Source organism: Eubacterium sp. AF19-12LB (assembly GCF_003479125.1).
Taxonomy (GTDB): domain Bacteria; phylum Bacillota; class Clostridia; order Lachnospirales; family Lachnospiraceae; genus Eubacterium_U; species Eubacterium_U album.
Window position 1 is genome coordinate 174,079 of the sequence record NZ_QUGP01000006.1, and the last position, 20,399, is coordinate 194,477.

A 20,399-nucleotide genomic window follows, 5' to 3' on the forward strand; every position below is an offset into this window, starting at 1 on the left:
TCCTTAAATATCATTTAACCTTTTACTGCTCCTGCAGCCACACCTTTTATAATATGCTTCTGACATGTCAGATAGAATATAATAACAGGTATAATACTTAATATAATAAGTGCCATTATAGCTCCTAAATCAACTGAACCATAACTTCCCTGTAAGTACTGGATATGAATAGGAATTGTTCTATATTTATCTAAGTCAAGAACTAAATATGGAAGTAAGTAATCATTCCAAATCCACATTATTTCAAGAATTCCAACTGATATAAGCGTTGGCTTTAACATTGGGATAATGACAATAAAAAATGTTCTTATTGGTCCACATCCATCAATTGCTGCTGCTTCTTCAATTTCAAGCGGTAAACCTTTTATAAATCCTGTAAACATAAATACTGCCATTCCTGCTCCAAATCCCAAATATATAATTGGAATTGACCAAGGTGTGTTAAGTCCCAATGAATCTGCTGTATTTGACAATGTGAACATTACCATCTGGAATGGTACTACCATTGAAAATACAAACAAGTAATATACTATCTTACAAACCATGCTGTCAACTCTTGCTATGTACCATGCTGCCATTGATGTACAAATCAAAATCAACGCTGTTGATAAAACTGTAATTACAAAACTATATAATACCGATTTAAAAAACGGATAATTTCCAAATGTAAAACCTTTGATATAGTTTGCCCAACCTACTAACGCCTCACCAGTAGGCCATGCAAATGTGTCTGTTTTTACAAAGGTGTTAGCTTTGAAAGAGTTCATTAACACAATAAATATAGGACTAACATAAACTAAAGTTACAATTGTCATTATTGCAGTCAACAGTTTTCCATGTTTTAATGGAATTTCACTTGTCTCTTTCATTTTTTTCTTTTTCGGTGTAGCTTTCACTGTAGAATCTTTAATTGTTGAATTCACTGTTTTCTCATTGTTCATTACTGCTGCACCTCCTTAGATCTTGTTGCCTTAAGCTGGATAATTGATATACCTGCAACTAAGATAAAGAATATAACGGCTTTCGCCTGGGCAACTCCCTTACCTGTAAGAGACTGTCCGTAAAATGTGTTGTAAATGTTAAGTGCCAACATTTCTGTTGTCTTTATAACTGAACCATCCTTTAACTGTTCAAACGGCTGTCCGTTTGTTAAAGCTAAGTTCTGATCAAAAAGTTTAAATCCATTTGTTATTGTTAAGAATAAACAAATTGTAATTGATGGCATAATATTTGGGATTGTAACTCTTGTCAATGTCTGCCATTTTGTTGCTCCATCAATTTTTGCTGCTTCAATTAATTCTCCCGGAACTGCCTGCAAACCTGCAATATATATAATCATCATATATCCTACCTGTTGCCAGCACATAAGAATAATTAATCCCCAAAAGCCATATCTTGTTTCCATAAGAATTGAAGTATTAATTTTTCCTAAAACGCCATTAAAAATCATACTCCAAATATAACCAAGAACAATACCACCTATAAGGTTAGGCATAAAAAATGCTGTTCTGAATAAGTTTGCTCCCTTAATCCCCAATGTTAATAAATATGCTATTAAGAAAGCTAAGACATTTATTATAAATAGGGATACTATTGCATACAAAGCTGTATACCAAAATGCATGTATAAATGACGCATCATTAAATGCATCCATATAATTTCTAAAACCTACAAAAGAAGCATCACCTATTGTAACAAATTCACAAAATGATAAATAAATACCTCTCAAGAAAGGATATATAAATCCAATGCAAAATGCTAAAAATGTAGGTGCTAAAAATAGAAGAAAGCATCTTTGAATAGGTTTGCGAAGAAGTTTAGAATTTACAGATGTTCCACCATTATGTTTTTTCTTTTTTCCTTTCACTTCAATCTCCTCCTAATTCTTATTCAAAATAGAATTTTCAATATTTTTCTATTTTTTAATAAAGGGGCAGACACTGCCTGCCCCACAATGTGTTAATAATTTAATTATGATTTTATACTTATCAATCTAAAACCTTATTACTTGTTAGCTGCTTTGTACTGAGTAGCCCAGCCCTGAACGAATGCTGTCTTAACATCATCCCATGATCCGCCTGCATCATATTTGTTCATTGCTGCTACAAGACTTGCTCTCCATTCATCTACATTTGGTGTGTAGTTAAATGTCCAGTCTACGTTGTAATTTCCTGCTTCAAGTAAATCATTTGCATTCTTTAAGAATACGTTACCACTGTCTGCTGCTTTCTTGTAAGGAATAGCACCGAACTGTTCTGCCATAACTTTTGTTCCTTCTTCTGATGTTACCAACCATTTCATAAATTCAAGTGTTGCCTTCTGATCTTTTTCTGAAGCTTTTGCATTAACTGCCCAACAGTTTTCTGTTCCTGAGCAAAGACCAGCTTTTTCTTCTCCTTCAACTCCACAGTAAATTGGAATCATCTGCATATCATCATCTGAAATTGACTTTTTCAACTTATCATATTCCCATGTACCATTCTGGAAGAATACTGCTTCTCCATTCTTGAATTCTGCTTCAGCATCATATCCACCTGTTGCTAAAGAATTCTTGTCATATTTACTATTGTTAATATATAAATCCCATACTTTTTTGTAATTGTCTAAGTATGTTCCTTTAATTTCTGAAGGAGCTTCTGTCCATCCTTCATCTCTTCCTTCATAGAATAAAGGCATATTTGCTAAATGTCCTGTAAATCTCCATGATGATGAATCATCCATGCCTGATGATGTAAATGCATCAAATCCAAGTTTATCAGCTCTCTTATGAATATCTTCTGCAACTGATTTTAATGAAGCAAAATCTTTAATATCTGTTACTTCATAACCTGCTTCCTTAAGCAACTTCTTGTTTACGATAATTCCATAACTTTCATAACAGTAACCAATTGAGCAAACCTTTCCATCTGCATCTGTTAAGTTGAATGCATCTGTATTCAATTCATTATAAACATCTGTATCCTTAAGATCTAAGCAATAATCATCCCATGTCTTTACTGCTGCCTGATTTCCAACTACGAATAATGTTGGGGCTGCTGATTTTCCCATTTCAGATGTCAATGTTGAATTGTAATTTCCTGAAGCTGCTGTAACTACTTTTACTTTAACTCCTTTTTCTTTTTCATAAGTCTTAGCTATATCCTGTAAAGCTTCATCCGCTTCAGGTTTGAAGTTTAACCAGTAAACTGATCCTTTAGCACTTGACTTATCACTGCTTGAACTGTTTCCACATCCTGCAAATAAACCTGCTACCATTGTTGCGCATAATGCTACGCTAAATAATTTTCTACGCATATTTCTTTCTCCTTTTCAAATAAAAAAATAACTAAAGGTCTCCGTTGTTTCCTTCTCAAAGTTTTTCATTTAACTTCGTTTTGGAAACGTTTCCCATGACTTGATACTAGCACTTTTCGGAAACGTTTTCAATGGTATTCTGACCATTTTCGGTCTTTTCAGCCTTTTAGCTAATTTTTTGTGTATTTTTTGTGCATTTTCCACATCTATTGCAACGTTTTTATATCTTTTTTATACATTTACCACAGTTTTTCTGCATTTTGTCACTCTTGTTAAACACTTTCTTTTTTGCCATTTTGCTGTCTATTTTTCTGACAAATACGCAATAAAAAAGTACCGTAAAAAAGTTTTATAACCAACCATTTTACGGTACTTTTATTTCTATATATTTCTATATATTTTTATAATTTCCAAATATCTCTGTTATATTCTTCTATTGTTCTATCTGATGAAAAATATCCTGCCTTAGCAATATTAACAAGCATCTTCTTTGCCCATTCGTATCTGTTTTCATAATCAGCATATGCCTGCTCTCTTGTCTTTACATAATCATTGAAGTCTGGGAATGTCATAAACCAGTCTTTCCATATAAGTTCATGAGAAAGTCTTTCTAAACGTTCCTTATCACCTACTGCCATAAGTTCCTTACCTGTTATAAAGTCTACAGCTTCTTTTATTTCTGCATTTTCATTATAATATTGTGCTGCATTATAACTTCCTTTTGCATATCTTTCTACAACAGTTTCACTTAAATCGCCAAAAATATAGATGTTATCATCGCCTACAAGTTCATGTATTTCTACATTTGCACCATCTTCAGTTCCTAGTGTAACTGCTCCATTAAGCATAAACTTCATATTGCCTGTACCACTTGCTTCTTTTGATGCAAGTGAAATCTGTTCTGAAATATCACATGCCGGAATTAATTTTTCTGCCCATGTAACATTATAATTCTCAACCATAACTACATTAAGATATGGATTAACCTCAGGGTCATTGTTTATTAGTTCCTGCAAGCAAAGAATAAGGTGTATAATATCCTGTGCAATGATATATGCCGGAGCTGCTTTTGCTCCGAAAAATACTGTTATTGGAGTTGTTGGCTTTTTACCTGCTTTAATTTCTAAATACTTGTGAATCACATATAAAGCATTTAACTGTTGACGTTTATATTCGTGAAGTCTTTTAATCTGAATATCAAATATTGAATTTTCATTAATTGAAATATTCTGTCTATCACGTAATACATTTTTCAATTCCATTTTCTTAGTGTCTTTTATTTCAAGTATTTTATTTAACACTTCTTCATTATCTTTATATTCTAAAAGTTTCTCTAATTGTGTAGCATCCTTTTTATATCCGTCTCCTATAAGTGATATGATAAGTTCTGTAAGCTGCGGATTACTATGAAGTAGCCATCTTCTAAAAGTAATTCCGTTAGTTTTATTATTGAACTTTTCCGGATAAATCTTATAAAAGTTATTTAATTCAATATTTTTTAAAATCTCTGTATGAAGTGAAGCAACACCATTAACACTTGAAGAATAATGAATATCTATATGAGCCATATGAACTCTTTCTTCTCTGTCAATAATGTAAACTGAGCTGTCATCATATTTTCTTCTTACCTTATCATCCAATACTTCAATAATTGGCATAAGCTGAGGTACTGCCTTTTTCAAATAAGAAATAGGCCACTTTTCCAAAGCCTCTGCAAGAATTGTATGATTTGTATATGCACATGACTTAGTAACTGCTTCTATCGCGTCGTCCATTTCTAATCCACGTTCTACCAACAAACGAATAAGTTCAGGAATAACCATTGTTGGATGTGTATCGTTTATCTGGATTACAGCATAGTCTGATAAATCATAAAGTTTGCACCCTTTTTCAATACATTCATCTAAAATAAGTTGCGCCGCACTTGATACCATAAAATACTGCTGATAAATTCTTAAAATTCTACCTGCATCATCACTATCATCAGGATAAAGGAATAACGTAAGATTCTTTTCTATATCTTCTTTATTAAAATTAATTCCGTCTTCTACAATGTTTTCATCAACACTTTCAATATCAAATAAATGAAGCTTATTTGTTGTGCTGTTATATCCTGTAACATCAATATCATACATTCTTGAAGTAACAGTCATTCCTTTAAATTTAACCTTATATGTTACATCTGTCTTATTTAACCAGCTTTTCTTAGTAAGCCATGGATCGGGTACTGTAGTCTGGGCATTATTTTTAAATATCTGCTTAAACAAGCCAAAATGATAATTTAATCCTACTCCATCCCCGTTAAGGCCTAATGTTGCTATTGAATCTAAAAAGCATGCCGCAAGTCTTCCAAGCCCACCATTTCCAAGAGACGGCTCTTTTTCAAATTCTTCTATTTCACATAGATTTTTCCCATTATCTGCAAGTTCTTTTTTTACATCATCATAAATTCCAAGATTTATAAGATTATTTGATAACAATTTTCCTATAAGAAATTCCGCTGAAATATAATATAGTTTCTTCTTAGAATTTTTATGTTGTTTACTTTCAGCCATATTTTTGACTAAAGTAAGCAATGAATAATAAATCTCTTCGTTTGTACATTCTGAAATTGATTTATTATATTCTGTTTTAATAATTTCCGAAAGTTGCATTTTTGTACCTCCTAAAATATTATGGTTTTATTTTTGTGTTTATATTATAATATTGTCATCTTATAATTTATTGCATTATTCTTTCGATTATTTGCACAATACTATCCTTTTTTTATTTTGGAGGTTATTTATGAATAAAGATCAATACAAGATATATCACGAAACTAAAACTCATACACCGGACGATTTCCCATACAACACATATCTCTGTTCTATTCCTTTAGATTTCAAATCTGTTAATTTGCATTGGCATAATGAAGTTGAAATTATAGTAATAAAGAAAGGTTGTGGAATAGTTAATGTTAATTTAGTATCATACTCAGTTGAAGCCGGAAATATAATTTTTGTATTTCCAGGTCAATTGCATTCAATAAGTCAGAATGAAGATAATATTATGGAATATGAAAATATATTATTTAAATCGAGTCTTCTTAAATCTTCAGGATATGATTTATGTAATGATAAATTTGTTCAGTCCTTACTTTCAGGGAGTTTAAATATATATCCTGTTATTAATGATTGTTTTGAATATTATAAGCCTGTTATTACCCAAATTAATGAAATTGACAGATTATGTGATTTTCGTCCATATGCATATCAGTTATCAGTCAAATCTCATCTGTTCCAAATATTTTATATTTTAATTTCAAGCTGTGGCTTAAACGAAGTTAAACCCATCAGCAAAAAGTCTCTTGATAAGGTAAAGTCTATTCTGACTTATATTGCAGATAATTTTCAAAGTAATATTACTATAGAGGAAATTGCAGGTCATTGCTTTTACAGTAAATCCTATTTCATGAAATTTTTTAAGGAAACTATGGGTATGAGTTTTATACAATATCTTAATGATTATCGTTTAGAAGTTGCAGCTAAATTATTAACCACAACTTCTGATGATATTATTGATATCTCTGTTAATACCGGATTTGAGAATTTATCTTATTTTAACAGATGCTTTAAGAAAAAATACGGCACTACTCCGGGAAGATATAGAAATATCAATTCTTAAATACTTTAACTATATTTTTTCAAATCATTTATAAAAGAAAGAGGTGTCATGCGATACTTTTTCTTAAATGCCCTATGAAAATATGAAAGATTGTGAAATCCTACAGATAATGAAACTTCCATTATTGATGAGTTTCCCTTTTCAAATAGTTCGACTGCTTTTTCAAGTCGCAAATTATTAATGTATTCAACACAAGTCATATTCATATGTTTTTTAAAAAATCGCATAAAATGATAATCACTAAAATAACAAAGTTTAGCTAATTGTGACACGGTAATTGTTTCAGAATAATGAAGTTCAATATAATCAAGTACATTTTTTATCTTGTCCGACACCTTTTCTGTCTCCAGCACCGCTACCTTTTTACTATATTGAAGCAATAAGAATATTGTTTGTAAAAATAATGATTTCAATGCAAGTTCATAACCAATTATTGATTCGTCATATGTTGTATTAATCTGATTAAATATTTTTCTAAGAGATACATATGCCGGATAATTTGGTTTTATAACGTATGGCATGGAAAACTCCTGATTCATAATAGGCGCAAGATACCTTGTCGAGCATATATCTGTAGAATTTCCTCCTAAAAATTTCAGGTGAAATACATATGTTTCAGAACTTACTTTTTTATTATTTCCTAATGTTATTGAATGTAAAAACAATGGAGGAACAAATAAAATATCTCCTTCTTCTACTTCATATTCAACTAAATCAATCTTATATATACATTTTCCACTTGTAATCAACGTAAGTTCCGCCTCTTCGTGCCAATGGTTAGTTACTCCCATGTATTCTGAAGAAAGATTTGTTATATATTTTTGTACAGGAAAAAAACTTTCTCCATGTTTAGCATCTTCTTTTTGATCTATCGCAAGTGTATGTACCTTTTTCAAATTTATTACCTCTTATCATTACTCATATATTTTATTTTCAATAGCAGTATTGTGTTATATATTGTTAAAATACTGCAAGATAATTTCATTTTTTATTTTTATAATAGCAGTATAATACATATATTTCAATGTATTTACATTATATGAGTGAAAGAATTTACTAAGCATCAGTTTTAGTAAAAATGAGGTATTTATATGAATAAAAAATGGTGGCATGATAAGGTTGCTTATCAGATTTATCCTAAAAGTTTTCTTGATACTAATGGGGATGGAATTGGTGATTTAAAAGGTATAATATCTAAACTGGATTATTTAAAAGAATTAGGAATTGACATTATATGGCTTTCTCCTATTTACAAGTCACCTTTTATTGATCAGGGCTATGATATTTCTGACTATTATTCTATTGCCAAAGAATTCGGAACTATGGAAGATTTTGATGAATTACTTTCTGAAGCAAAAAAACGTAATATGTACATTATAATGGATTTAGTTATAAATCACTGTTCTGATCAACATGAATGGTTTAGGAAAGCTTTAGCTGACCCTGATGGCGAATACGCTGATTATTTCTATTTCAGAGAAGGCAAAAATGGTAATCCACCTAGCAATTATCGTTCATATTTTGGTGGTAGTTGTTGGGAACCTGTACCTGGAACTGATAAATATTATTTACATATGTTTGCAAAAGAACAGCCCGATTTAAATTGGGAAAATCCAATTCTAAGACAAAAACTTTTTGATATGGTAAACTGGTGGCTTGAAAAAGGTCTTGCCGGGTTTAGAATTGATGCAATTATGAATATCAAAAAAGACCTTGATTTTCCTGATTTTGGACCTGACGGTCCTGATGGCTTGTCAGGATGTTGGCGCATGATAGAGAGTGTTGATGGAATAGGCGAATTGTTAGACGACTTAAAGAAAAACACGTTTGAGAAATATGAAGCATTTACTGTTGCCGAAGCTTTTAATTTAAACAAATCTGAACTTAATAAGTTTATTGGCGAAAACGGATATTTCTCAACTATTTTTGATTTCAGTGCGCAGTGCCTTAGTGACAGTAAGCATGGTTGGTATTATTCACCTGACATCACTTTTAAGAAGTGGCGTGAAACCATCATTAACTCACAACTTGATGTCCAAAAGGTTGGATTTGAAGCAAATATTATAGAAAACCATGACGAACCTCGTGGAGTATCAAGATTTTTACCTGAATATGCCAGAAACGCTGATGGTACAAAAATGCTAGGGACAATAAGTGTTTTGCTTCGTGGAATTCCATTTATTTATCAGGGGCAGGAAATTGGAATGCAAAATGCCATTTGGAAAAGCATTGATGAATTTAACGACATAAACACAATAGACCAATATTACATTGCAAGAAAAGCCGGACTTAATAACAAAGACGCGTTAGCTGCTTGCTGTAAAATGAGCCGTGACAATGCAAGAACACCTATGCAGTGGAGTTCTTGTAATAATGCAGGCTTTACAAGTGGTACACCTTGGTTAAAAGTAAATTCAAATTATAAACTAATTAATGTTGAAAACCAGGAAAAAAATCCTGACTCTGTGCTTAACTACTACAAAAAATTAGTGTCAGTGCGCAAATCTCCTGAATATATAGAAACATTTACTTACGGCGAATTTATTCCTGCATATGAAAACACTGAAACAGTTATGGCTTATTATCGTGTATTTAATAACAAACGTATACTTGTTATTGCAAACTTTGGAAAGGATACTGCTACCGTTCCCGTTGAATATTCCTTTAAACACATTATTCTTTCTAATAAAGGCAGGAGTTCTCTACCGACTACCTCTATTAGCCTTGAAAGCTGTGAAGTTCTTGTTTTAGAGTGTGATAATTAAACTGTAATAATAAAAAGGATTGGTTTATATAATTTTCTTAAAGTTCATCATTCAAGGTTCTAAACTTTACTTCTTAAGATTTAGAGCCTTGAATTTTTCACTTTTATAAAATACTATATACCAATCCGTATCCATCACAGTTGTAAACTTTTGACCAAACATAATTGTTATTGTTTTAACTTATTAGTCATCTAATAAATTCTGCATACTGCGCAAACTTATTAATAAAGTTGATGTATTATGCAAAAGTGCTGCTAATGTAGGCTGAATAATTCCTGCCACTCCAAGAACAATTAATCCTGTGTTAAATATTGCTATATCTTTGTAGTTTTTATGAATTTTCTTCATTAGCCCATTACTAATTGCCTTTAATGTTACGATTTCATATAAACTGTCAGCACCTATTGTAACATCTGCTATTTCACGTGCAATTTGAGCGCCATCACTTATTGCAATTCCTACATCTGCCGCTGATAACGCCGGTGAATCATTTACACCATCACCTATCATTATAACTTTTCGGCCAAGTGACTTTTCCTTTTCTACAAATTTAGCTTTGTCTTCCGGAAGTACTTCTGAATAATATTCATCCACACCAACACGTTTTGCTATAACTGAAGCTGTTCTTTCACTATCACCTGTCATCATAACGACCTTACTTAATCCTGCTTTTTTCAACGAATTAATTACTGCTTCTGCTTCATCCCTTAATGGGTCTTCTATGCAAATTACGCCTGCAAGTTCATTTTCAATTGCAAGATACAGATGAGAACACTGTAATGGCAAATTATTAAACTTTTCTTCCATTCCTTTTGGGACCACACATTTTTCATCTTCAAACACAAAATGCGAACTTCCTATAATTGTTTTTCTTCCGTTATAAAACGTAGAAATACCATGAGCAACTATATATTCAACTTTTGTATGTTCTTCTTCATGTTCAAGGCCTTTCTTTGCTGCTGCATCTACAACAGCCTTAGCCATAGAATGTGGAAAATGTTCTTCTAAGCACGCTGCAATTTTTAACAATTCATCCTGAGACTGTCCGTTGAATGAAATAACATCTACAACTGTAGGTTGTGCCTTTGTAAGTGTGCCTGTTTTATCAAACACAATACTGTCTGCTTCTGCTATTGCTTCAAGATATTTACCACCCTTTACGGTTATGTTATAAATACTTGCCTCTCTAATGGCTGACAATACAGATATCGGCATCGCAAGCTTTAATGCACACGAGAAGTCAACCATAAGCACTGACAATGCCCTTGTTACATTTCTTGTAACAAGCCATGTTACACCTGTTCCAAGCAAAGTGTATGGAACAAGTCTGTCTGCCAAATGTTCTGCTTTTCCTTCTACCTGTGACTTGAGTTTTTCTGACTCTTCAATCATCGTTACAATTTTATCAAATCTTCCTGAACCACTTACTTCTTTAACACAAATTGTAAGTTCTCCTTCCTCAACAACTGTTCCTGCATATACCGAACTGTCTTTTTCCTTTTGTACCGGAAGTGATTCTCCCGTCATTGACGCCTGATTTACCATAGCTTCTCCATCTGTAACAGTACCGTCAAACGGAATAACATTTCCCATATGTACTATAACTTTGTCCCCTGCCTTTATCTTATTTGAATCTACAAGGATTTCTTTTCCATCACTGCCAACAAGCCATACCTTATCAATGTTAAGTGACATACTTCTTGCTAAATCATCAACAGATTTCTTGTGAGTCCACTCTTCAAGAATCTCACCTATTCCAAGTAAAAACATTACCGAGCCTGCCGTTTCCATATCTCCTCTAAGCATAGAAACTGTTATTGCTGTCGCATCCAATACCGGTACTTCAATTTTTCCTTTAAGAAGTGTCTGTATTCCATGTTTAATATATTTTGTCGATTTAACAACTGATATGGCTGCTCTTATAGGATATGGAATAAATAACTTTGAACTATATCTAAGAACTACTTTATTTATAAGTTTTTCTTTGTATTTTTCATTCAATTCTCTTCCTGAATTTTCAAGAAAAATCTTTGGTACTTCTACATTCTCATAAGAGAATGTCTTAATCATTTTAATTATTTCTTCCCTGTCTACCTGATAACATACAGTTACATCACCTGTTCTGTTTTGAACATTTACATGAGTAATATTCTTTCCCATAGAAAAATAATATTGTAGTATGTCTGCCTGTTCATATGACATTCTATTTTGAATGACGTGAAAACGTATACGACCTTTTATTTCATGCATTATTTTAACTTTCATTTTTGTGCCTCCATACAACTATAAAAAGCAACTTAAGCAGTTATTCCCTGCCCTCGCTGCTTTCATAGTACCTATTTCGATATAAAGTTATTTTTATCTGCATTTATGTAATTTAATAAGTTATAAACTATTAACTTCAAATTTACTCTGCATCTTCTGTTGTATCTTCAACTACATCTTCAAATTCATCTTCAATATTTTCTGCTTCCTCTGCTGCAGCTCTTTCTTCATTAATCTGCTGAGCTTCTGCATAAATATCTTCTGCATTTTCCTGAATTGTTGTAGCTGTCTTCATAACACAATCTTTAGCTCTAAGAGCTGCTGCTGTACAGTTTGTATATACTTTTTTAGCATCCTTACTTCCTAAAACTTTTACACCTGCTGTTCCAAACAATACACCTGCTGCAAAAATTCCTGTTTTCTTAATATCAATTTTCTTTAATATGTCTAACATTTTTCTCCTCCTAATTCTACTGCTACCTTAAGACTTCAAAACTATTGTAAAACTTATTAAAATTTAGCAATCCATTTTATTGCCCTATTATGCAAAGCATTACTAAAACGTTTCAACCATCTATCTGTAGTTATTTGTTTCTAACTCATTTTATAGCACACTTGTTTTTTTGTGTCAATAAATGGTAATAAATTATTAATTACAAATTTGCACCATATTATTCCTGTATAATTTTTATATACTTATTTTTTTATATATTATCTTTAAACTCAAAAAACATGGTCAAAATTTAACCGGTCAAGTTTTTCATTTTATTCATCTATTCTTCTTTTAATGTTCGCATCGAGTTAAGTATTGCTATAACCGATACGCCTACATCTGCAAATACTGCTTCCCACATATTTGCAACGCCAAAAGCTCCTAATATAAGCACTAATGCTTTAACTCCTAACGCAAATACAATGTTTTGCTTTACAATAGAAAGTGTTTTTCTTGATATTTTCACAACTGAGGCAATTTTTGTAACATCATCATCCATTAATACAACGTCCGCTGCTTCAATTGCCGCATCACTTCCCATACTTCCCATTGCAATACCTATGTCAGCTCTTGTGAGTACAGGAGCATCGTTAATTCCATCACCAACAAATGCTACTTTATCCTTTTCGTTCTTTTGTTCAAGAAGTTTTTCTACACGGTCTACTTTGTCTGCCGGTAACAATTGAGCATGATACTCATCAATTCCAAGTTCATTTGCCACCCTTTCAACTATTTCCTTCTGGTCTCCGCTAAGCATTACTGTCTTTTTAACACCAACATGTTTCATATCAGCAATAGCTTCTTTAGCGCCCTCTTTTATTTCATCAGAAATTACTAGTGAGCCTGCAAATTTGCCATCAATCGCTACATAAATTATTGTCCCAATTGCATCACATTTTTCATAGGAAATGTTTTGTTTATTCATCAGTTTTTCATTGCCAACAAAAACATCTTTTCCTGCAAACTGTGCATGTATTCCATGCCCTGCAATTTCTTCAACATTCTGAAGTTTTGATGTATCTATTTTTTCTCCATATGCATTTTTAATAGACTCAGCAATAGGATGTGTCGAATACGATTCACTATATGCTGCTACTTCCAACAATTCCTTTTCACTACATCCGACTGCATTTATCCCTGATACTTTAAACTCACCTTTAGTTAGAGTTCCTGTCTTGTCAAATACTATTGTTGACATTTCTGCCAATGCTTCTAAATAATTGCTTCCCTTTACAAGTATTCCAATTCTAGAAGCAGCTCCAATTCCACCGAAAAATCCCAACGGAACTGATATAACTAAAGCACATGGACATGAGATTACAAGGAATATACAAGCCCTCTGAATCCAATCCCCCCACTGTCCACCACAAAACAAAGGCGGTATTATTGCCAAAGCAACTGCACCAATAGTAACTACAGGTGTATAATACTTTGCAAATCTTGTAATAAAGTTTTCAACTCGAGCTTTCTTACTGCTTGCATTTTCTACTAATTCAAGAATCTTAGCTACTGTAGAGTCATCAAATTCCTTTGTAGTTTTTACTTTTAAAGTCGTACTTCCGTTAACACAGCCACTTATGATTTCATCACCTGCACTAACCTTTCTTGGAACAGACTCACCTGTTAAAGCTGCAGTGTCAACAAATGACTCTCCTTCAACTACAACTCCATCAAGAGGTACTTTTTCACCCGGTTTAATTACTATAATACTTCCTACCTCAACATCATCCGGATCGACCTGTTCTAATCCGTTTTCAGTTTCAATATTTGCATATTCCGGGCAAATATCCATCATATCTGAAATTGACTTTCTTGATTTACCAACGGCATATGCCTGGAACAATTCACCTACCTGATAAAACAACATAACTGCTACTGCTTCTGAATATTCACCAACTCCAAATGCACCAAATGTAGCAATCATCATCAAAAAGTTTTCATCAAACACCTGTCCGTGACTTATATTTCTAAACGCTTTAAAAACAATGTCATATCCAATAATAATATATGGTACGAGATAAATAACAAATAATATCCACTTATTTACATCATCAAACTTTCCTGTTTTATCTAATACAAGAAGAACTACAAATAAAATTAATGTTGCTATTATTCGTCCTAACACCTTTTTTTGCTTTTCACTCATAACATGCTCCATTCTTCCGTATTTATTTTACGGATGTATAATCAAAAACTGTCTTTTCTAATTTCTATTTATAAAGCCGGTAACTTTCTTTGACTTATGCATTGAAAATCTGCCGGCTTTATAACTATGGACAATTATAATAAAATCTTGCAGTCAGGTTCTACCTTTGCACAAACCTTTACTACTTCTTTCATAATGCCATCAAATCTTGCATCGTCTGCATCAACCATCATCTTCTGTGTCATAAAGCTTACAGATGCATCATTTACTCCATCAATTTTCTTAATTAAATCTTCCATCTTTGCTGCACAATTTGCACAATCCAAATCCTGTAATTTAAATTTCTTCTTCATAATTAACATCCTTTCCACTAATGCTTTAGTACTAACTCTCTAATCTCTAATATATTTATTTTTCTTCTATATGTTCAATTCCCTGGGAAATTATCGTTCTCACATGACCATCTGCAAGTGAATAGAAAATTGATTTACCTTCTCTTCTATTCTTAATAAGTTTAGCCTGCTTTAAAATTCTCAACTGATGAGATACGGCTGACTGAGTCATATTCAAAGTTTCTGCCAAATCACATACACATACTTCTGATTCAAATAATACAAAAAGTATACGAATTCTTGTAGAATCGCCAAATACTTTAAATAACTCTGCCAAATCATATAATTCATCCTCATCAGGCATATTATCATTAACGATTTTCAACAAGTCTTCATGAGTCTTACATTCATCGCAACATTCTACATTGTGATTTATCATTCTAATTCCACCTTTCTCCAAACATATGAATAATTGTTCATATGTTTATAGTATATTTTTTTTTCATTTCTGTCAACATATTTTTTTCTTTAATGCTATTAAATAATCTACTATATTAATATTGATTTTCTGCTCACTCCCGTTATTTTCACAATAGTTCTTTTCTTTCCTTTTCAGTCGATTTTTTTGTTTATCTAATATCCTATACTTTCCAATCTAACTATGTTATAATCTTTGACGCAAGGAACTTATAATTATTCAAACTAATTATAGGTTTCTTGTATTAAGTTTAAACATTTTTGTTGATAGTTTTAAACTAATATTAAGAAAGGATTTTAAATACAAGTCATTGTCTAATCTTTGATTTGTGTCTTGTTTTTACAAGGTTTGGTACGGAAAATGAATATAATCATAGTTGGCTGTGGTAAAGTTGGAAAAAATCTGGCTGCACAGTTGAGCAAAGAGGATAATAGTATCTGCGTTGTTGACATTGATGGAAATGTTGTTCACAAGTTAGCTGACACTTATGATGTTATGGGAATTATCGGTAACGGTGCAAGTTATAGCGTTTTACAGGAAGCCGGTCTTGAATATGCTGATTTATTAATCGCTGTAACTAAGTCTGACGAAGTAAATCTTTTATGCTGCATGATTGCAAAAAAAGGAAGCAACTGTAACACAATTGCCAGAGTCAGAAATCCTATATATAACAAAGAACGTCATTTTCTTCAGGAAGAATTAGGATTATCCATGATTATTAATCCTGAATTTATTTCAGCAACTGAAATTTCACGTATTTTGTGTTTTCCAAATGCAATTGATGTTGATCTATTTTCAAAAGGACGAGCTGAAATGATTCGTTTTAGAATTCCTAAGGATTCTGTTCTTGATAATGTACATATAAAAGATTTATCATCCCGTATATTTGCAGGTGTTCTTATATGTGCTATTGAAAGGGATAATGAAGTAACAATCCCAACAGGTGATTTTGTTTTAAAATCAGGAGATGTTGTATCAATGATGTCTTCTAGACAGACAACCATTGACTTCTTCCATTTTATTAATTTCCATACTCACGAAGTTAAAAATGCGATGATTGTTGGTGGTGGAAAAATTGCTGTATATTTAGCACAAATGCTTTTGAAGTTAAAGATTTCAGTAAAAATAATCGAACATGACCCTGCACGTTGCCAGGAATTGTGTGAAATGCTACCTAATGCTACTATCATTTGCGGTGACGGAACAGACAATACTCTTCTTATTGAAGAGCGAATTGATCAGACTGATGCATTAGTTACATTAACTAATTATGATGAAGAAAATATACTTCTTGCTTTATTTGCTCAAAAGAGAGTAAAAACTAAAGTTGTGTCAAAAATAAATCGTTCACAGTTAACTGAAGTGGTTCATAATTTAAATTTAGACAGTGTTATTTATCCTAAAAATCTTTGTACTGAACGAATTTTACAATATGTACGTGCAAAGCAAAATGCCATTGGAAGTAATATCGTTACTCTATATAGATTATGTGACGATAAGGTTGAAGCTTTGGAATTTAACATTGCCGAGAAATCAAAACTGACAGGTGTTCCTTTGAAAGACCTTAATATAAAAAAGGGTGTATTAATTTGTTGTATAACCCGTGATGATAAATTAATTATTCCGGGTGGAGATGATGTAATTGCTCCTGGTGACTCAATGATTATAGTTACAACTCTTTTAGGCTTAAAAGACGCTAGGGATATTTTGGAGGATTAACATAAAGTCATGAATTATTCAATTATACGATATATTTTAGGAATTGTATTAAAACTTGAAGGCATATTAATGTGTCTGCCTTTGATTGTGGGCATAATTTATTCTGAAAAATCAGCATACTCTTATGTAATTACCATTGCTATGTGTCTGATTATTGGTACTATTCTTAGTCACAAGAAACCAAAAGATACAGAATTTTATGCAACAGAAGGTTACATAACAGTTTCATTAAGCTGGGTAATTTTAAGTATATTTGGTTGTCTTCCATTTGTTATAAGTGGAGAGATACCTTCAATGGTAGACGCCTTATTTGAAACCATCTCCGGTTTCACAACTACAGGAGCAAGTATTTTATCTGATGTTGAATCTTTATCCTATTGTAATAATATGTGGAGATGCTTTACGCATTGGATTGGTGGTATGGGAGTTCTGGTTTTTATACTTGCGATTCTCCCAATGCGTGGTGGACAGCGAATGTATCTTATGAAAGCAGAGAGTCCCGGACCTTCTGTTGAAAAACTTGTACCAAAAGTTAGAAATACTGCAATGATTTTATATGGGATATATACTGTTATGACTTTTATTGAAGTACTACTTCTTCTTATATCAGGTATGCCGTTATTTGATGCTTTAACTACATCTTTTGGTACTGCCGGTACAGGTGGATTTGGAATAAAAAATGACAGTATAACCGGATATAACTCATCGATTCAGATTATAGTAACTGTTTTTATGATATTATTTGGTTTAAACTTTAATATATACTATCTTATTTTATGTAAAAAATTTAAACAGGCACTACATTCTGAAGAATTAAAAGCTTACCTTTTAGTAATTTTTGCAACTATAGGAATTATTACTTTTAATATTCGTAGTTTTTTCCCAACTATAGGTGAAGCATTAAAACATGCGGCATTCCAGGTTGGTTCAATTATTACTACAACAGGATTTTCGACCACAAATTTTGATTTATGGCCACAAGTATCCAAAACAATTCTTATTATGCTAATGTTTATGGGTGCCTGTGCCGGAAGTACAGGTGGTGGTATTAAGGTTTCACGACTTTTAATATTAATCAAAACATTAAAAAAAGAATTATTTACTATTGTTCATCCTCGCGGAGTCAAAAAAATAACTATGGACAAACGACCTATTGAACATGAAACAGTACGTTTAACAAATATTTTTATGGTTGCATACATATTTATTTTGGCATTTTCAATTTTACTTATCGGCATTGATAATTTAGACTTCACAACTAATTTCACAGCCGTAGCTGCCACATTAAATAATATTGGTCCCGGATTAGAACTTGTTGGACCTACCCGTAATTTTGGAATATTTTCTGATTTTTCAAAATTTATTTTAATGTTTGATATGTTAGCCGGACGACTTGAAATTTTCCCTATGTTAATGCTTTTTGCACCAATTTCGTGGAAAAGACAATAGTTCGAAATGTATGTTTTAAAATAAATTGAATTTGCAGTTAAACATTCATAGAACGTATAAGTATTACGTTTAATATCCTTATACAAAACAGGCACTACATACTGAACAGACCCCCAAAAAGTTAAAATTCCAGTTATAACTTTTTAGAGTCGGCTCACTTGCAGTGCCTGTTTTTATTATCAACTGTATATCGACGGTTCAACAATAACTTTTTCTTCTTTTTCATTCATTTTTTCCATACGATGTTTTCTAAGAAATTCTTCATCTGTGTCCATAGAATATTTTCCCGTTATTCCCTTCTTTATTACATTTCCTTCTGTTGCTTCTTCCGGAATCTTCTTTTTCTGAATAACGTACTCTTTTCCATTCGTGTCTTCACAAACTACCATTGCGTCCTCAAATCTCATTATTATCAGCTTCACTTTTTAGTCCGTCCCTTCCTGCATTTCAAAACACAATGATTAGAATTACCTTTGTGTTTTGCAACATCTATACTATAAATTTACCTATTAATTGTAAATATCTTATAGAATAAATTACTATTGCATAAATTAAATCTCGACATTTTACAATTAATTATAGTAAGTATACTATTTTTTATATTCATTTTCAAGAACGGCATAATCAGGAACAATATGTTTATTAGCATTTTTACTTTTAATAATATAAATTTTTTCTCTTTTCAAAAATTATAATAAACATTACATTTCAGTTCTTTTTTGCTTTTTTAAACATATATTTAATTTATACTTAGTATAAGGATTTAAAATGGATTACGGATTAGCTTTATCTGGTGGTGGTGCAAGAGGAAGCGCTCACATCGGAATTTTAATGGCTCTCGCTGAAGAAAATATGTTGCCCTCTTCAATCGCAGGAACGAGTGCCGGAAGTATTATCGCAGGCTTATATGCTGCAAATATTTCTATTGATACCATGCAAAAAATTGCCCAGATTTTAACTTCTCACCCAACTACTATATTAGACCCGGATATTATTGGAATGCTTTTATTTTTTCCTCAATTTTTAACTTGTCGCAAGCAGCATTTAACGGGGTTATTAAAAGGGCATAAACTTAATAACTTTCTTTGCTCTTATACTGATGGTAAAGAAATTTCTGACTTAAATACTCAACTTGTAATTCCTGCTGTAGATTTAATTTCTGGCAATACGATTGCTTTTACTAATTCCAAAGTAAAATCTCCTCTAGAAAATGTAGTGTGGAAAACTAACGGAAAACTATGTGACATTATTACCGCAAGTTGCTCTGTCCCCGGAATATTTCGTCCTGTCAAAATGAGCAAGTACTACCTGGTTGATGGTGGTGTCACCCACAACCTTCCGGTAAATCTTTTAATGTCCACAGGCGTTGACAAAATTATTGCTGTTGACATTGGTGTAGATTATAAAACTCCTCACAACAATTCTATTACTGAAATTCTCTCTCATTCTTTTTCTATTATGTCTTACAATTTGAAAACATGCCTTTCTCAGGGAGAACGACTTTTACTTGAACCTTCACTTGATAAAAATGCCGGTCTTTTAACTTTTAATATGATTAATGATTGTATAAAAGCCGGATATATTTACGGCAAAAAGATGATTCCTAAAATTAAAGACGCTTTGAAATAACTTTGTTATACGCACGGCTTCGCCGTTCATAACACTTCGAATCCGCTCCGCTTCTTCTCAGTGATTATGCATTCGCCGACTCTTACTCTTTATCTTTTTTTGTTATACCCATGGCTTCGCCATGTAATCACTTCGAATCCGCTTCGCTTCTTCTCAGTGATTATGC

16 protein-coding genes are annotated in these 20,399 nt (G+C 32.2%); 5 read left to right on the forward strand and 11 right to left on the reverse strand.

Annotation, left to right across the window (positions count from 1 at the left end; all coding sequences use genetic code 11):
• Positions 1–14: 14 nt before the first annotated feature.
• From DWX29_RS07925 to DWX29_RS07940, 4 genes are all read right to left on the reverse strand, one after another.
• The gene (locus tag DWX29_RS07925; RefSeq protein ID WP_336305939.1) at positions 15–941 is read right to left on the reverse strand and encodes a carbohydrate ABC transporter permease; all 927 of its coding nucleotides are present in this window, start codon (positions 939–941) and stop codon (positions 15–17) included.
• A complete protein-coding gene (locus DWX29_RS07930; RefSeq protein WP_167553901.1) occupies positions 941–1,867 on the reverse strand; it encodes a sugar ABC transporter permease in 927 nt (308 codons plus the stop codon). The genes DWX29_RS07925 and DWX29_RS07930 overlap by 1 nt, the downstream gene beginning before the upstream one ends.
• Before the next feature lie 137 nt (positions 1,868–2,004).
• Entirely contained in the window at positions 2,005–3,294 is a 1,290-nt protein-coding gene (locus tag DWX29_RS07935) for an ABC transporter substrate-binding protein (RefSeq protein ID WP_117909789.1), read from the reverse strand.
• A gap of 401 nt (positions 3,295–3,695) precedes the next feature.
• Entirely contained in the window at positions 3,696–5,948 is a 2,253-nt protein-coding gene (locus tag DWX29_RS07940; RefSeq protein ID WP_118565571.1) for a glycogen/starch/alpha-glucan phosphorylase, read from the reverse strand.
• Positions 5,949–6,078: 130 nt separating this feature from the next.
• On the opposite strand from DWX29_RS07940, the gene DWX29_RS07945 reads away from it, so the two are divergent.
• On the forward strand, positions 6,079–6,957 hold the full coding sequence (locus DWX29_RS07945) for an AraC family transcriptional regulator (protein ID WP_118565572.1): 879 nt from the start codon (positions 6,079–6,081) through the stop codon (positions 6,955–6,957).
• Positions 6,958–6,962: 5 nt separating this feature from the next.
• On the opposite strand, the gene DWX29_RS07950 is transcribed toward DWX29_RS07945, so the two are convergent.
• Positions 6,963–7,853 carry an AraC family transcriptional regulator gene (locus DWX29_RS07950; RefSeq protein WP_243053246.1) on the reverse strand — a complete coding sequence of 297 codons (891 nt, stop codon included), beginning with the start codon at positions 7,851–7,853 and terminating at the stop codon, positions 6,963–6,965.
• Positions 7,854–8,048: 195 nt separating this feature from the next.
• On the opposite strand from DWX29_RS07950, the gene DWX29_RS07955 reads away from it, so the two are divergent.
• Positions 8,049–9,722, forward strand: coding sequence for an alpha-glucosidase (locus tag DWX29_RS07955; protein ID WP_118565573.1), 1,674 nt, complete (start codon positions 8,049–8,051; stop codon positions 9,720–9,722).
• A gap of 183 nt (positions 9,723–9,905) precedes the next feature.
• Here the strand turns inward: DWX29_RS07955 and DWX29_RS07960 are convergent, their stop codons facing one another.
• The 5 genes from DWX29_RS07960 to DWX29_RS07980 form a co-directional block, all read right to left on the reverse strand.
• The gene (locus tag DWX29_RS07960) at positions 9,906–11,987 is read right to left on the reverse strand and encodes a heavy metal translocating P-type ATPase (protein ID WP_118565574.1); all 2,082 of its coding nucleotides are present in this window, start codon (positions 11,985–11,987) and stop codon (positions 9,906–9,908) included.
• Positions 11,988–12,129: 142 nt separating this feature from the next.
• Positions 12,130–12,441 carry a DUF6110 family protein gene (locus tag DWX29_RS07965; RefSeq protein ID WP_022087928.1) on the reverse strand — a complete coding sequence of 104 codons (312 nt, stop codon included), beginning with the start codon at positions 12,439–12,441 and terminating at the stop codon, positions 12,130–12,132.
• Positions 12,442–12,760: 319 nt separating this feature from the next.
• Entirely contained in the window at positions 12,761–14,626 is a 1,866-nt protein-coding gene (locus tag DWX29_RS07970; protein WP_118565575.1) for a heavy metal translocating P-type ATPase, read from the reverse strand.
• A gap of 134 nt (positions 14,627–14,760) precedes the next feature.
• A complete protein-coding gene (locus DWX29_RS07975; RefSeq protein ID WP_022087926.1) occupies positions 14,761–14,979 on the reverse strand; it encodes a cation transporter in 219 nt (72 codons plus the stop codon).
• A gap of 55 nt (positions 14,980–15,034) precedes the next feature.
• Positions 15,035–15,397 (reverse strand): metalloregulator ArsR/SmtB family transcription factor, encoded by a 363-nt coding sequence (locus DWX29_RS07980; RefSeq protein WP_022087925.1) that lies wholly within the window; start codon positions 15,395–15,397, stop codon positions 15,035–15,037.
• A 399-nt stretch (positions 15,398–15,796) separates the two neighbouring features.
• On the opposite strand from DWX29_RS07980, the gene trkA reads away from it, so the two are divergent.
• Both trkA and DWX29_RS07990 read left to right on the forward strand, forming a co-directional pair.
• Positions 15,797–17,155 carry a Trk system potassium transporter TrkA gene (gene trkA / locus DWX29_RS07985; protein ID WP_022087924.1) on the forward strand — a complete coding sequence of 453 codons (1,359 nt, stop codon included), beginning with the start codon at positions 15,797–15,799 and terminating at the stop codon, positions 17,153–17,155.
• A 9-nt stretch (positions 17,156–17,164) separates the two neighbouring features.
• Positions 17,165–18,604: a TrkH family potassium uptake protein gene (locus DWX29_RS07990; RefSeq protein WP_022087923.1), complete on the forward strand. Its 1,440-nt coding sequence runs from the start codon at positions 17,165–17,167 to the stop codon at positions 18,602–18,604.
• A 179-nt stretch (positions 18,605–18,783) separates the two neighbouring features.
• Here the strand turns inward: DWX29_RS07990 and DWX29_RS07995 are convergent, their stop codons facing one another.
• Entirely contained in the window at positions 18,784–19,026 is a 243-nt protein-coding gene (locus tag DWX29_RS07995) for a DUF3006 domain-containing protein (protein ID WP_147339812.1), read from the reverse strand.
• Positions 19,027–19,372: 346 nt separating this feature from the next.
• Here DWX29_RS07995 and DWX29_RS08000 point away from each other — a divergent pair, with 346 nt between their 5' ends.
• Entirely contained in the window at positions 19,373–20,233 is an 861-nt protein-coding gene (locus DWX29_RS08000; protein ID WP_118565576.1) for a patatin-like phospholipase family protein, read from the forward strand.
• Positions 20,234–20,399: the final 166 nt, after the last annotated feature.

Excerpts from the sequence above, each read along its gene's own strand:
- DWX29_RS07925 (WP_336305939.1), bottom strand. The coding sequence starts at position 941 with ATGAACAATGAGAAAACAGTGAATTCAACAATTAAAGATTCTACAGTG.
- DWX29_RS07935 (WP_117909789.1), bottom strand. The coding sequence starts at position 3,294 with ATGCGTAGAAAATTATTTAGCGTAGCATTATGCGCAACAATGGTAGCA.
- DWX29_RS07940 (WP_118565571.1), bottom strand. The coding sequence starts at position 5,948 with ATGCAACTTTCGGAAATTATTAAAACAGAATATAATAAATCAATTTCA.
- DWX29_RS07945 (WP_118565572.1), top strand. The coding sequence starts at position 6,079 with ATGAATAAAGATCAATACAAGATATATCACGAAACTAAAACTCATACA.
- DWX29_RS07955 (WP_118565573.1), top strand. The coding sequence starts at position 8,049 with ATGAATAAAAAATGGTGGCATGATAAGGTTGCTTATCAGATTTATCCT.
- DWX29_RS07960 (WP_118565574.1), bottom strand. The coding sequence starts at position 11,987 with ATGAAAGTTAAAATAATGCATGAAATAAAAGGTCGTATACGTTTTCAC.
- DWX29_RS07965 (WP_022087928.1), bottom strand. The coding sequence starts at position 12,441 with ATGTTAGACATATTAAAGAAAATTGATATTAAGAAAACAGGAATTTTT.
- DWX29_RS07970 (WP_118565575.1), bottom strand. The coding sequence starts at position 14,626 with ATGAGTGAAAAGCAAAAAAAGGTGTTAGGACGAATAATAGCAACATTA.
- DWX29_RS07975 (WP_022087926.1), bottom strand. The coding sequence starts at position 14,979 with ATGAAGAAGAAATTTAAATTACAGGATTTGGATTGTGCAAATTGTGCA.
- DWX29_RS07980 (WP_022087925.1), bottom strand. The coding sequence starts at position 15,397 with ATGATAAATCACAATGTAGAATGTTGCGATGAATGTAAGACTCATGAA.
- trkA (WP_022087924.1), top strand. The coding sequence starts at position 15,797 with ATGAATATAATCATAGTTGGCTGTGGTAAAGTTGGAAAAAATCTGGCT.
- DWX29_RS07990 (WP_022087923.1), top strand. The coding sequence starts at position 17,165 with ATGAATTATTCAATTATACGATATATTTTAGGAATTGTATTAAAACTT.
- DWX29_RS08000 (WP_118565576.1), top strand. The coding sequence starts at position 19,373 with ATGGATTACGGATTAGCTTTATCTGGTGGTGGTGCAAGAGGAAGCGCT.